This is a genomic window from Pseudomonas versuta, from assembly GCF_001294575.1.
In the GTDB taxonomy this organism is placed as follows: domain Bacteria; phylum Pseudomonadota; class Gammaproteobacteria; order Pseudomonadales; family Pseudomonadaceae; genus Aquipseudomonas; species Aquipseudomonas versuta.
Window position 1 is genome coordinate 1,065,814 of sequence record NZ_CP012676.1, and the last position, 13,403, is coordinate 1,079,216.

Genomic DNA, 13,403 nt, shown 5'->3' on the forward strand with positions numbered 1-13,403 from the left:
GTCATAGGTGATTTAGCCGAATAGTTAAGGAAGAGCTAGAAACATGACCACCATTAAGCGCAAAGGCATCATTCTTGCTGGCGGTTCAGGCACACGTCTGCACCCGTTGACGTTAGGCGTCTCTAAACAGATGTTGCCTATCTACGATAAACCGATGATTTTCTATCCTCTATCGGTCTTGATGCTGGCGGGCATGCGAGAAATTTTGATCATATCGACCCCTGAAGATCTACCGTGTTTCAAAAAATTGCTGGGTGACGGCAACCGATACGGTATCGAACTGAGTTACGCCGAGCAGCCTAGTCCTGATGGATTGGCGCAAGCATTCATCATAGGTGAAGAGTTCATTGGTGCAGATCCGGTGTGTTTGATTCTCGGCGATAACATTTTTTACGGTCAGCACTTCTCTGATAACTTGCGCTCTGCGATGACCCAAGAGACAGGTGCAACTGTCTTCGGCTATCACGTATCGGACCCTGAGCGATTTGGTGTGGTTGAGTTTGACAGTAGAGGGCGTGCATTGAGTATTGAAGAAAAGCCGTCCAAACCAAAATCTAACTATGCAGTAACGGGTTTGTATTTCTATGACAATCAGGTTGTAGAAATCGCGAAAAAAATGAAGCCATCACCACGGGGCGAACTTGAAATCACTGACGTTAACCGTGCTTATCTTGAACAGAACAGTTTGACGGTTGAAATGCTGGGCCGTGGATTCGCCTGGCTGGATACCGGTACACATGACTCTTTACTGGAAGCTAGTCACTTTGTGCATACCATAGAGCAGCGCCAAGGGTTAAAAGTAGCTTGTCTGGAAGAGATTGCTTTTAACAGCGGCTGGATTACCCCTGATATGCTGGCTGTTCAAGCTGAACGGTTTAAGAAGACAGGGTATGGGCAATACCTTCTACGGCTTTTGATGGAGGCCGGAAGGTAATGAAAATTACACGGACTGAAATACCTGATGTACTCATCATTGAGCCCACTGTGTTCAGTGATGATCGTGGCTGGTTTATGGAAAGTTTTAATGAAGAGCGTTTCAGCAATGAAGTGCAAAAGTTAGGTTTTCCTAAGCCGCGACCTTTTGTACAGGATAATCACTCCTGTTCCAGGCGTGGTGTCCTTCGCGGGTTGCATTATCAGGCTGCGCCACATGCTCAAGGAAAGTTGGTGAGGGTCGTTGAGGGGGCTGTCTTCGATGTGGCCGTGGATATCCGGAAAGACTCACCAACTTTTTTGAAGTGGGTAGGTGTAGAGCTAAATAGCAGTAGTAAGAAAATGCTATGGATACCAGAAGGTTTTGCTCATGGTTTCCTTGCGTTAGAGGATAATACTCAATTTTTGTATAAAACAACTGATTATTACGACAAGAATTCAGAAGGCTCTTTGTTGTGGAGTGATCGCGATATAAATATCTCCTGGCCAAAGATCGAAGAAGTAATCATAAGCGAGAAAGATCAAGATGCTATTTCGGTGGTCGACTCTTCTTTTTAGATGTGGTTGGTCGGGTTCGGATGGGCGAATGGTTTTTTAAAAAAAGTGGTCTTGGGTTAAGAGTGGCTAATGGACAATAATTTAGTATCTCTGTTTGAAGTATTAGTGATTTTGACTTTGATTGGTGCCCAGGTTTTCGATGTCTATGCTGTCATGGTCAGAGCCAGAGTAAACGTGGATGGCACTACACAAGTTTTAGCCGTAGCAAACTGGGTGCAATACCTGGCGCGAATTATGAATATGGTCTCTGTTTTCAGTATCTCATTATTACTAGAGAAGAAAATAACCACCATAGGCGTTCCGGCCATGTTTGGTTATTCAATGTGTGCTGGATTGTTGTTTATAATTTTTGTGTGCCGCTCAAAATACGCGACTCAGCCGCTTAAGTATCTTCAGATTCTTGGCTTTACAGGGATTTTTGGTGCGTTGGGGAAGAAGCAATACTGGTGGCGGGTAGAATGGGATGTTTTCTCTAAAGTTACAATGTACTCAATACTTGTCAGCTTGCTAATAAATTTAGCAATAATTATGCCTTTCGTGTTGAGTATTAAATATCCGGAAATTAGAATGACCTTGGCTTATACAGGGCAGTTACTGAATTTTTGCGCATCAATAATTATGTTTACTTATATCGATAGGGTTTTCTTCAAAGCTTTAGATGTGGGTAATGAAATAAATTGCGCTGCACGTATTATAACCGGAAAATTAATTGGTCAGATGATTTTGGTTGCAGGCGTAGTGGTTACTTACTATGTGTTGAAAGTGTGAGGTCTGTATACTATGTCTGAATCACTTGAGCAATACAGTGGGAAGTGGACATTTTTTGTAAATACCAACAGGCTATTGTTTTTGTTGGTTGTTTCTACTGTACTTCTGGTTTATTACTTTGTGGGTGGCTACGGCTTTCCTGATTATCGCAATTATATCGCTCTGGCTGAAAATAATGGTTATATTACATCGGCCAATGAGTATGCGGCAGAGTGGGTAGCACGATTTTTTTTACGTAATGGCTTTGGAGTTGCTGATAGCGCTGCAGGGACAGTTGATTTTTTTGCTGCGTTCGTACAGATTTTTTATATAGTATTTATTTTGATATTAATGAGAGGTGATGATTTACAGCAGCAGCAACGTGGTTGGTTGTTTTTTACGCTCGCGCTATCTCCTTTGTTATTGACGACGGCACTGAGGGCGACACCTGCGTATCTAATAATTGCATATCTATGTTCGTATGGGAAGATCTCTACTTTTCGGTTTTTTATTTTGGCTGTAGTTGCTATTTCTTTTCACGATTCGGCAATTGTAATGATTGCTTTGTATGTGATGTCGTGTGTGTTCTGCAATGTGTTCTATAATGTTAGGGAAAGTTTTCTCCGTTGGGGTATGTGGGGGGCATTTACTTTAATTTTGTTGTCGCAACAAGTTTCATTTTTGTTTGTGAGTTTGGTGAGTCATTTTGATTTGGGAATAAGGGCGGTTTATTTTCAGGGGGGTGAAAGCGCCTCCGTAGTTAAGAAAATATTTCTGCTATTTATATGGGTTGTTGCATACACCGGGTTGTCTGGTGAGGCAGTCAGTATACGATCGAAGGTTTTTTTGTGTGCAAGCACATTGGTAATGGCGCTTTCTTTCTCGCTTAGTGAAGTTGCGGGTATTAGATTTTCTGTATATGTTTTAGGTGCTGCTGTGGTAGCGAAGGGCGCATTTTTATTTAGCGGGAATGAAGATAGTAAATTCAAACAAGTTGATCTTGTTTTAGGTTTTATGTATTTCGTTATAATGTTCTATGATATTTTTAGGAATGTAAAAGCGTCCTGAGTTATATGCAGCGCTTATCTATTGGCTTATGTTATTTGTAATGCGTATTGGTTGTGGGTGATTCCACATTGAGTGGTAGTTTCAGTCCTGATTTTGGTGCGTAATTTATGAAAGAGAAGATAGCTGTTTTGATGGCTACCTATAATGGTAGTAAGTATTTGGAAGAGCAGTTGATATCTATAATTGCCCAGGCAAATATAGAATGGCATTTATTTGTTCGTGATGATGGTTCTACAGATAATACAGTCAGCCTGTTAAGGCTTTATGCTGATAAGTATGAAAATATAACAATTGTCGATAATTTTGGTGAGTTCACAGGTTCTGCAGCTGGGAATTTCTTCAAACTAGTGCACTTTTCTGACTATTCGGGTTTCACTCATATCAGCTTTGCTGATCAAGACGATATTTGGTCTCCTGGTAAACTACGTACTGCGTTGGACTGTATGGCATTAGAGGGGGCGGGAGGCTATTCTTCAAATTTGGTATCCTATGATAATGTCATGAGGCGCGCTAGTTACATTGATAAAAGTCAAGCCCAGAAAGACTTTGACTACCTTTTCCAAGGTGCTTCTGCAGGATGTACTTACGTCATTACTCAACAAGTTTGTGCTCTCATAAAAGCCAAAACACTGGCTATTGATTCTTTTAAAGGTAGATCGCATGATTGGCTTATTTATGCGATTTGCAGGGTGAATGAAGTCAAGTGGGCCCTAGATCGTGAAGCCCATATTTTTTATCGGCAGCATGCAACTAATGTATATGGTTCAATGAGCGCTTTTCAAGGGCTTGTTAGTAGGATAAAGCTTTTGCGGAGTGGATGGTATCGTAACAATATTTTGTGGGTTGCAGATAAGTCCGGTTCGAAAGAAAGCGCTGCTAAAATTGTCGAACTGATTGAGCGCAATGGCTTACTAGATAAGCTGAAGCTGTTACAAATGACTTGTCTTTTTCGTCGCGGGAAAAAAGAGAGTTACTTCCTGAAGTTTATTATTTTGTTTTTATTTAAATAATCTGAATATGCAGGTGTCTGAATTAAAATCGGATGTGTGGGCGTTGATATAGTTGGATTTTTGTGTCATGTGTCACGTGTAAGATGCTAGGGTCTAGGAATGTCTGGATTTAACATCGATTTTTAGAGGATTTTTATGAAGCGTTTATTCGATATTGTTCTTTCATTTCTAGGGTTGGTGGTCTTATCGCCTGTGATGTTAGTAGTCTATTTTTTGGTTAAAAAAAGACTAGGCTCTCCTGTGTTTTTTAAACAGCTGCGCCCGGGCTTACATGGTGAGCCGTTCGAAATGATTAAGTTTAGAACCATGCGAGATGCAGTGGGTAGCTCTGGAGATCCTTTGCCTGACAATTTGCGCATGACTAAATTTGGCAGTTTTCTGCGCTCCAGCAGTCTCGATGAACTACCAGGTCTTTGGAATGTCCTTAAAGGCGATATGAGTCTGGTAGGGCCTAGACCATTACTGATGGAGTATCTGCCTTTATATACGCCCGAGCAGTATAGGCGCCATGACGTACGCCCTGGAATAACGGGCTGGGCGCAGGTGAATGGTCGGAACTCGTTGAGTTGGGAAGATAAGTTTAGACTAGATACGTGGTACGTTGATAATAAAACCATGCATTTAGACGTTAAAATATTATTTCTTACGGTTAAAAAAGTCATTGTAAGGGACGGTATAAGTGCAGATGGAGAGGCGACCATGAGCAAGTTTACAGGTGGGAAATCTTGAGTGTTATGAAAGATTACATGTTCTGTTCATTAATTACTGCTGAGGTTTGATTTTGTGAATTCGTCTAAAAAGTTAATAATTATTGGTTTTAGCGGTTTCGCCAAAGAAGTGTATTGGCTTGCTTCCCGCCTGGGCGTAACGGTCGCCGGTTTTTTAGACGATAATGACAGTGTTCTCGGTGCATCGTTTGGGACGGCAAAGGTTCTCGGTAAAATCGAGGGCTGGGAGCGTTATGATGACTGCCAATTTGTTATTGCAATTGGCAATCCACGAATCAGGCAGAAAGTTTTCAAAAAGATGACAGGCACTGGTTTTCCAGATTTTGCCACGCTCATTGACCCGGCCGCGGTTGCTTCTGCTTCTGATGTTAGTGTCGGTCCAGGCAGTATTATTTGTGCCGGTACTGTTTGTACCGTCGATATAAAAATTGGCGCTCACGTTATTGTTAATTTGAATGGTACTATCGGTCATGATGTAGTTATCGATGATTTTGTAACTATTGCTCCCATGGTTGCCATTTCAGGAAATGTTCATGTTCAGTCGCTTGTGGAGGTGGGTACGGGAGCATGTATCCGCCAAGGACTAGTTTTGGAATCCGGTTCGATGTTAGGCATGGGCAGTGTTTTGACCAAAAATGTAAAGCAGAATGTTGTTTTTTTTGGTAATCCTGCCAAAGCCTTTAAAGTCATACCCGCCGACGAGGCTCAATAATGGTTATTCCGACTGATAATCTATGCATCGGCATCGTGGGTACCGGCACGATGGGCAGCGGTATAGTGCAAGTTCTGGCACGATCAGCCTGCATTGAGACTATTTTATGGTACGGCCGTACACCGCAGTCAACAAACGCTTCTAGAGATGAAGTGGGGGCAAGATTTTTAAATTTAGTCAAAAAAAACCGTCTCTCTCCAGAGGAACAACACCGGTTTCGTGAAAAAATAAAGGTGGTCTCGAGTATCGATGATCTTTGCAACTGTCACTGTATTATCGAGGCTGTTTCAGAAGAGTTTGATGCTAAGCGCACAGTTTTTCTAGAACTTGCCAAGGTATGTAAACCTGAAACTATTTTAGCCTCCAATACCTCCAGCTTATCTATTACCGCATTGGCAGCATTAACGCCGTATCCAGAGAACGTAGTTGGATTACATTTCTTCAACCCAGCTCCTGTTATGAAGTTGGCTGAAGTGATTGCTGGTTTAACAACAGCGCAAACCTCTCTGGATTGGGCATTGTCGTTCGCTGCTCTGTTGGGCAAAGATCCAGTGCTGGTAAATGAAGCCCCTGGCTTTATTGTCAACCGTATGTTGATTCCGATGGTCAACGAAGCGATTGGGATTCTTGCCGAAGACGTTGCCTGTGCCGAAGAAATCGATAAGGCAATGCGTCTGGGGGCGAATCACCCGATAGGTCCTTTGGCATTAGCTGATTTGATCGGACTGGATGTGTGTCTTTCAATCATGGAAACACTCCACAATGAAACGGGCGATCCGAAATACCGCGCGCACCCGCTGATGCGAAAAATGGTGCGAGGTAATAGATTGGGTCGTAAAACGGGTTGCGGATTTTTTACATACTGATTGGGGGTGCACCTTTATGCTGAATACGTCTTTTTCTCCTTGGCCTTCCTTCACAGTAGAAGAGGCTGATGCTGTCCGCGATGTCATATTATCCAACAAGGTCAACTACTGGACCGGTCAAGAAACACGCTCCTTTGAAAAAGAATTCGCAGCTTGGTCAGGCACTGAATATGCAGTTGCCTTGGCCAACGGTACTGTAGCCTTGGACCTGGCATTGAAAGCGCTTGGTATCGGTGCTGGAGATGAGGTGATTGTTACCTCTCGTACGTTCCTTGCTTCGGTTTCAAGCATCGTCAATGCCGGTGCGGTGCCGGTTTTCGCAGATGTCGATCTGGACTCGCAAAATTTTACAGTTGAAACCATCAGTGCGGTTTTGACTCCACGTACCAAAGCGCTTATCTGCGTTCATTTGGCCGGATGGCCATGTGATATGGATCCAATCATGGCGTTAGCCAATGAACATGGCCTGAAAGTCATAGAAGACTGCGCGCAGGCCCATGGAGCCCATTACAAAGGTCGCCCGGTTGGTTCTATCGGCCATGTCGGTGCCTGGTCATTCTGTCAGGACAAAATCATGACCACTGGCGGCGAAGGAGGCATGGTTACCACTAATGATCGCCAGCTTTGGGCTGATATGTGGGCTTACAAAGATCACGGCAAGAGTTGGGAAGCTGTCTATGAGCGAGAGCATGCTCCGGGCTTCCGTTGGCTGCATGAAAGTTTTGGCACTAACTGGCGCATGCTCGAGGTGCAGGCAGTTATAGGCCGTATCCAATTGCGCCGTATGCAGGACTGGCAAGCTGATCGCCTGAAAAATGCTATGTGTATTTGGGAAACGGCTCGACAGTTACCATCACTGCGGGTTCCAGTGGTGCCTGTCGATGATGTTCATGCAGCCTATAAGTGTTACGTATTTGTACGTCCCGAACAGCTAAGGGCTGACTGGTCGCGTGATCGCATCCTGAATGAAATTATTTCTCGAGGCGTACCGGCCTTTTCTGGCTCATGCTCTGAGGTTTACCTTGAAAAGGCGTTTGACAACACAGGATGGCGACCGGAGCAACGGCTAGAGCATGCGAAAGAACTGGGCGAAACGAGCATGATGTTCTTGGTCCATCCAACACTGACCGAGGCGGAAATCAACTTGACCTGTAGGGTGTTGAGTGAAGTTGTTCAGGAAGCATCATTTGTGTGAGGTCTAACCTTGCAATAAATGTATGACCTTATGAGCAATAGAGTGTTGATGGTATTTCAGAGCAGCATAGGTGCTTAAAGGGTTATGGATAAAATTCGAGCGTACTTACTCAACCTTTCACGTCGACAAAAGCGGATTCTTCAAGTAGCCACAGACGTATTTCTCGTCTGGATAGCGTTATGGCTCGCTTTTGTCGTGCGTCTGGGCATGGACGATATGGTTAACCCAGTTAACTTACACCTGTGGTTATTTATCTGTGCTCCTTTGATAGCCATCCCCCTATTTCTTCGCTTCGGAATGTACCGTGCGGTGATGCGCTATTTCGGCAACGATGCGCTGATTGCAATCATCAAGGCCGTCAGCCTTTCTTCATTGATCCTGGCGGTAGTGGTGTACTGGTACAGCAATCATGAAAATGTTGTGCCGCGCTCGATTATTTTTAACTACTGGTGGTTGAGTCTGATCATGCTGGGCGGTTTGCGCCTGGTCATGCGGCAATACTTCCTGGGTGACTGGTTCTCTGCTGCTCAGCATGTACCTTTCACCAGCAGGGACGATGGTTTGCCTCGCGTTGCTATTTACGGTGCCGGCGCAGCGGGTAATCAACTTGTCGCCGCCTTGCGTATGGGCAGAATCATGCGGCCGGTAGCTTTCATTGATGATGATGAAAGTATTGCTGATCGTGTTATCTCCGGTTTGCAGGTGTTCAAGCCTGAAAACATGCAGCAGATGATTGACCGCACAGGTGCACAAGAGCTCTTGTTGGCAATCCCGTCTTCGTCACGCGGTCGACGTCGTGAAATTCTGGGGCTGCTTGAAGGCTTCCCGCTTCATGTGCGTAGCGTTCCAGGTTTCATGGATCTGGCCAGCGGCAGGGTCAAGGTCGACGATATTCAGGAAGTGGATATTGCCGATTTGCTGGGGCGCGATGCGGTGCCTGCCCAGGGTGAGTTGCTGGAACACTGCATCAAAGGGCAGTGTGTGCTGGTGACGGGGGCGGGCGGTTCTATTGGTTCGGAGCTTTGCCGGCAGATCCTGGCACTTCGGCCAACGACGTTGCTGCTTTTTGAGCACAGCGAATTCAACCTTTACAGCATTTGTTCCGAGCTTGAGCAGCGAGTTATTCGTGAGTCCCTTTCGGTGAAGGTATTACCGATTTTGGGTTCGGTGCGTAATGCGCAGAAGTTGCTGGAGGTGATGAAGACCTGGCATGTGGACACCGTGTATCACGCAGCCGCGTACAAGCATGTGCCGATGGTTGAACACAACATTGCTGAAGGTGTTTTGAACAATGTTATTGGCACCCTGAATACTGCTCAGGCGGCTTTGCAGGCTGGTGTCGCTAACTTTGTGCTGATTTCCACTGACAAGGCCGTTCGGCCGACCAATGTGATGGGTAGCACCAAGCGTTTGGCTGAAATGACGCTTCAGGCGCTCAGCCGGGAAGTGGCTCCGGTTCTCTTTGGCGACAAGGCTAATGTTTCACGGGTTAATAAAACCCGGTTCACTATGGTTCGCTTTGGAAATGTACTGGGTTCTTCGGGGTCGGTGATTCCGTTGTTCCACAAACAGATCAAAACCGGGGGGCCACTGACGGTGACTCATCCCAAAATCACCCGCTACTTCATGACTATCCCGGAGGCTGCACAGCTGGTGATTCAGGCCGGTTCCATGGGGTTGGGCGGGGATGTGTTTGTACTCGATATGGGTGAGCCAGTACGTATTGTCGAGCTGGCCGAAAAAATGATTCACCTTTCCGGCCTCAGTGTTCGCTCCGAGAAGAATCTGCACGGCGATATCGAGATCGAGTTTACGGGCCTGCGCCCCGGGGAAAAGCTTTACGAAGAGTTGCTGATTGGTGACAACGTAGTAGCGACCCGGCACCCGATGATCATGAGTGCCAATGAAGATTTGTTGCCTTGGGATGAACTTAAGCAGCGGTTGACGCAACTGCTTGATGCGGTAGATCAGGACGACTATCCGCGGGTACGGCAGCTATTGCGCGAAACCGTCAGTGGCTACGCCCCTGAGGGCGAAATTGTTGACTGGATCCACCAACAGCGGCGTGCCGAGCCGTTGTGATTACATACCCTGCAACGCACTGATTTTTGACACTCCCCACTCATCACCTACGTTTGGAGTACAGCTCAGGAAAGCTGTTTCTACTTAACGATGTAAAGGAGTGTCATTAATGCGTATCACCTTTCTGTCTTCGATGTTTTTGGCCCTGATGGTGGGTATTTCCGGCGTGGCTCATGCTGCGCCCCAGGCGGAGGTACCCAAGCCGGCTGTAAGTGCGCATGCAGAGCCAGAAGCACAGCTGGTAACGGTCAACCTCAATACTGCCGATGAGGCGACTCTGCAGCGTGAACTCTCTGGCATTGGGGCTGCCAAAGCCAAGGCGATAGTGGCTTACCGTGAAGCTAACGGGAACTTCGCTTCGGCCGATGAGCTTCTGGAAGTGAACGGGATAGGCAAAGCCATTTATGACAAGAATCGCGACAGGGTCGCGGTTAACTAAGTCAGACACAAGAAGAGGCCAGTCATTGACTGGCCTTTTTGCGTCAGGTGCTTAAGTTTTATCGTTCGATTGCTTCAATGCGTTTCGCGTTACAGACAGGATCTTTTCTCTTAGTGCATCACTTTCTGCGCCGCGAGACAGAACCAGCGCCCCAACCAGAATTGCAAATATCACGATGCTCTGTTCCTGAGCGTCAGGCTCCTGGAGGGTGGCCTCAATCTGTTTAAGTCTGGCGTTGATTACATAGTCGGTGGTTGCGCTGGGACACCCTTGTTGGGCCACCTCAGCGGACATTGTCGGGATCGGACAGCCTTCATGCGGCGACGTGACGTGCCATTCAGATAAATACGTGTCGATGAAGGCATTGAGCGGCTGCGGTTGGCTGAAGAGTTCGTCACAGAGGGTGTCCACTTCCCCGGCCGCATGCTGCAGGGCTTTTTCTACCAGCTCAGTTTTAGAGGAAAAATGAGCATAAAAGCCACCGTGGGTGAGGCCCAGCGATTTCATGAGGGGCTGCAGCCCCGTCGCACCAATCCCGTCTCGCCGGAAGAGCCCTGAGGCTTCCTCAATGATGCGCTTGTGGGTTTGGGCTTTATGACCTTGTGAGTACCGCATGGCTGCTGTCTCTTATGCAATTAAGCATCATGGCCTTGAGTGTCAGGGAGATGCACAGGCGTTCCACTGTAGGGCAAGTCGGTACCGGGCGTCGAGAACCCAGTCTATGGACTGGGTAAGAAACGTCGGGCTGTTTCAGCCGTCTTTCGAATCCTTCGCATCCATCTCTGCGTTACGTTCCGCGACACGTTTGCGCTGTTCATCGGTCAGTTCAACTTTGTTGGCCGTTTCACGTAATGTCATGAGTGCGCCGACGATGGCGCCGATGGCAACGATCAGAATTAACCAGGCATACCAGGGCATAGTGCTCTCCTTGTTGAGTAAACGCTGTGCAAGGCGTTCGCAAAGCGTGTTGCAGTCTGTCCATTTGAGTCCAGGACTGCACAGTGGTTTCATTGTAGGCCGGTTAATTCGATGCGGGTCTTATAACTGTTCAGTTGACTAAAATTGTGAAATTACGATCATCGGGTGCCGGTGGGCGGCTGGTTCCGCTACAATGCGCGCCGATTTCGACCAGCCTGAGAACCCGCTAATGTCCGACTGCCAGACTCCTATTATCGTCGCCCTGGATTTCCCAACGCGTGACGCCGCACTGAAACTGGCTGATCAGTTGGACCCAAAGCTGTGCCGGGTGAAAGTGGGCAAAGAGCTGTTTACCAGCTGTGCTGCGGAAATTGTCGGCACTTTGCGCGACAAAGGTTTTGAGGTGTTCCTGGATCTCAAATTCCACGATATTCCCAATACCACGGCAATGGCAGTCAAAGCCGCCGCCGAGATGGGCGTGTGGATGGTAAACGTTCATTGCTCCGGCGGGCTGCGCATGATGGCCGCGTGCCGTGAAGTGCTCGACAAACGCACAGGTCCGCAACCGTTGCTGATCGGCGTAACGGTGTTGACCAGCATGGAACGCGAAGACCTTGCAGGGATTGGCCTGGATATTGAGCCTCAAGAGCAGGTTTTGCGTCTGGCAGCTCTGGCGGAAAAAGCCGGAATGGATGGTCTGGTTTGCTCGGCCCTGGAAGCACAAGCACTGAAGGCTGCGCATCCAAGCCTGCAACTGGTGACCCCGGGTATTCGTCCTGCCGGGAGCGCACTGGATGATCAGCGTCGAATCCTGACTCCGCGTCAGGCCCTGGAGGCTGGTTCGGACTATCTGGTAATTGGCCGTCCCATCAGCCAGGCTGCTGACCCGGCCAAGGCTTTGGCTGCGGTGGTCGCCGAGTTGGCTTAACTAGTTCAGGTTCTGTGACAGCCAGGGTGCTCGCGATGCAATTGCGGACACCCCGGCTGTCACAGCAGAACTTTACAACTCTGGCGCGGCTTAAACCTTCAAGATCAACTTGCCGAAGTTTTCCCCGCTGAACAGTTTCATCAGGGTTTCGGGAAATGTTTCCAGCCCTTCAACAATATGTTCCTTGCTTTTGAGTTGGCCTTTGGCCAGCCATCCCGCCATTTCTTGCCCTGCCCCTGTATAGCGGTCGGCATAGTCCATCACCACAAAGCCCTCCATCCGTGCGCGATTCACCAGTAGCGACAGATAATTAGCCGGCCCTTTTACGGCCTCCTTGTTGTTGTACTGGCTGATGGCGCCACAAATCACCACTCGGGCCTTGAAGTTCAGGCGGCTCAGCACCGCATCCAGAATATCGCCGCCCACGTTATCGAAAAACACATCAACACCTTTAGGGCATTCGCGCTTAAGGCCTGCGATAACGTCTTCGCTCTTGTAGTCGATTGCTCCGTCGAAGCCCAACTCTTCGATCAGTAACTTGCATTTGTGTTCGCCCCCCGCAATACCCACTACGCGGCAGCCTTTTAACTTGGCGATTTGCCCGGCAATGCTGCCGACGGCACCGGCGGCGCCAGAAATCACTACTGTGTCACCCGCTTTAGGCGCGCCTACTTCGAGTAAGGCGAAGTAGGCGGTCATCCCGGTCATACCCAGTGCGGATAAATACACCGGTAAAGGTGCGAGTTTTGGATCGACTTTATAGAAACCTCGTGGTTCGCCCACGAAGTAATCCTGCACGCCCAGTGCGCCATTCACATAGTCACCGACCGCAAAACCGGGATGTTCAGAGGCAATGACCTGGCCGACACCCAGGGCGCGCATCACTTCGCCCAGACCTACCGGCGCAATGTAGGATTTGCCTTCGTTCATCCAGCCGCGCATGGCCGGATCGAGCGACAGATATTGATTCTTGACCACTATCTGGCCTTTGCCCGGTTTGGCCACAGGCACTTGCTGAAACGTAAAGGTGTCGCGTGTTGCGGCGCCGACGGGGCGTTTGGCGAGAAGAAACTGGCGGTTGGTCTCGGCGGTCATGGTATGCACTCAGCTAAAAGACAAAGTCTGTTGATAGCCCTTCCTGATTGGGACAGCAAGCGAATGTCGGCTCACGAATGGTTTTTCATCACCTTGGGTGATGGTGGTGGGCGCAGATTTATCA

The 13,403-nt window shown here is 47.9% G+C and carries 15 protein-coding genes; 12 read left to right on the plus strand and 3 right to left on the minus strand.

The window, feature by feature from the left end; all coding sequences use genetic code 11:
- Positions 1 to 43 precede the first annotated feature (43 nt).
- The 11 genes from rfbA to AOC04_RS04935 all read left to right on the plus strand — a co-directional run bounded on the left by rfbA (position 44) and on the right by AOC04_RS04935 (position 10,338).
- Positions 44 to 934: a glucose-1-phosphate thymidylyltransferase RfbA gene (gene rfbA / locus AOC04_RS04885; RefSeq protein ID WP_060691406.1), complete on the plus strand. Its 891-nt coding sequence runs from the start codon at positions 44 to 46 to the stop codon at positions 932 to 934.
- A complete protein-coding gene (gene rfbC, locus AOC04_RS04890) occupies positions 934 to 1,491 on the plus strand; it encodes a dTDP-4-dehydrorhamnose 3,5-epimerase (RefSeq protein WP_060691407.1) in 558 nt (185 codons plus the stop codon). Before rfbA ends, rfbC begins: the two co-directional genes overlap by 1 nt.
- Before the next feature lie 69 nt (positions 1,492 to 1,560).
- The gene (locus tag AOC04_RS04895) at positions 1,561 to 2,259 is read left to right on the plus strand and encodes a hypothetical protein (protein ID WP_060691408.1); all 699 of its coding nucleotides are present in this window, start codon (positions 1,561 to 1,563) and stop codon (positions 2,257 to 2,259) included.
- A gap of 12 nt (positions 2,260 to 2,271) precedes the next feature.
- Entirely contained in the window at positions 2,272 to 3,306 is a 1,035-nt protein-coding gene (locus AOC04_RS04900) for a hypothetical protein (protein ID WP_060691409.1), read from the plus strand.
- Positions 3,307 to 3,413: 107 nt separating this feature from the next.
- Positions 3,414 to 4,316, plus strand: a complete 903-nt coding sequence (locus AOC04_RS04905) for a glycosyltransferase (RefSeq protein WP_060691410.1) — start codon at positions 3,414 to 3,416, stop codon at positions 4,314 to 4,316.
- 135 nt (positions 4,317 to 4,451) lie between these two features.
- A complete protein-coding gene (locus AOC04_RS04910; protein ID WP_060691411.1) occupies positions 4,452 to 5,045 on the plus strand; it encodes a sugar transferase in 594 nt (197 codons plus the stop codon).
- 54 nt (positions 5,046 to 5,099) lie between these two features.
- On the plus strand, positions 5,100 to 5,756 hold the full coding sequence (locus AOC04_RS04915; protein ID WP_060691412.1) for an acetyltransferase: 657 nt from the start codon (positions 5,100 to 5,102) through the stop codon (positions 5,754 to 5,756).
- Positions 5,756 to 6,622 (plus strand): 3-hydroxyacyl-CoA dehydrogenase family protein, encoded by an 867-nt coding sequence (locus tag AOC04_RS04920; protein WP_060691413.1) that lies wholly within the window; start codon positions 5,756 to 5,758, stop codon positions 6,620 to 6,622. Before AOC04_RS04915 ends, AOC04_RS04920 begins: the two co-directional genes overlap by 1 nt.
- 16 nt (positions 6,623 to 6,638) lie before the next feature.
- Positions 6,639 to 7,817, plus strand: a complete 1,179-nt coding sequence (locus AOC04_RS04925; RefSeq protein ID WP_060691414.1) for a DegT/DnrJ/EryC1/StrS family aminotransferase — start codon at positions 6,639 to 6,641, stop codon at positions 7,815 to 7,817.
- 84 nt (positions 7,818 to 7,901) lie between these two features.
- Positions 7,902 to 9,899: a polysaccharide biosynthesis protein gene (locus tag AOC04_RS04930; RefSeq protein ID WP_060691415.1), complete on the plus strand. Its 1,998-nt coding sequence runs from the start codon at positions 7,902 to 7,904 to the stop codon at positions 9,897 to 9,899.
- 109 nt (positions 9,900 to 10,008) lie between these two features.
- Positions 10,009 to 10,338: a ComEA family DNA-binding protein gene (locus tag AOC04_RS04935; protein WP_060691416.1), complete on the plus strand. Its 330-nt coding sequence runs from the start codon at positions 10,009 to 10,011 to the stop codon at positions 10,336 to 10,338.
- Positions 10,339 to 10,389: 51 nt separating this feature from the next.
- Here the strand turns inward: AOC04_RS04935 and AOC04_RS04940 are convergent, their stop codons facing one another.
- Positions 10,390 to 10,953 carry a TetR/AcrR family transcriptional regulator gene (locus AOC04_RS04940; protein ID WP_060691417.1) on the minus strand — a complete coding sequence of 188 codons (564 nt, stop codon included), beginning with the start codon at positions 10,951 to 10,953 and terminating at the stop codon, positions 10,390 to 10,392.
- 135 nt (positions 10,954 to 11,088) lie between these two features.
- Positions 11,089 to 11,256 (minus strand): DUF2897 family protein, encoded by a 168-nt coding sequence (locus AOC04_RS23295; RefSeq protein ID WP_073508995.1) that lies wholly within the window; start codon positions 11,254 to 11,256, stop codon positions 11,089 to 11,091.
- A gap of 229 nt (positions 11,257 to 11,485) precedes the next feature.
- On the opposite strand from AOC04_RS23295, the gene pyrF reads away from it, so the two are divergent.
- Positions 11,486 to 12,184, plus strand: coding sequence for an orotidine-5'-phosphate decarboxylase (pyrF, locus tag AOC04_RS04945; RefSeq protein WP_162232800.1), 699 nt, complete (start codon positions 11,486 to 11,488; stop codon positions 12,182 to 12,184).
- A 90-nt stretch (positions 12,185 to 12,274) separates the two neighbouring features.
- Here the strand turns inward: pyrF and AOC04_RS04950 are convergent, their stop codons facing one another.
- Positions 12,275 to 13,279: an NADP-dependent oxidoreductase gene (locus tag AOC04_RS04950; protein ID WP_060691419.1), complete on the minus strand. Its 1,005-nt coding sequence runs from the start codon at positions 13,277 to 13,279 to the stop codon at positions 12,275 to 12,277.
- Positions 13,280 to 13,403 lie beyond the last annotated feature (124 nt).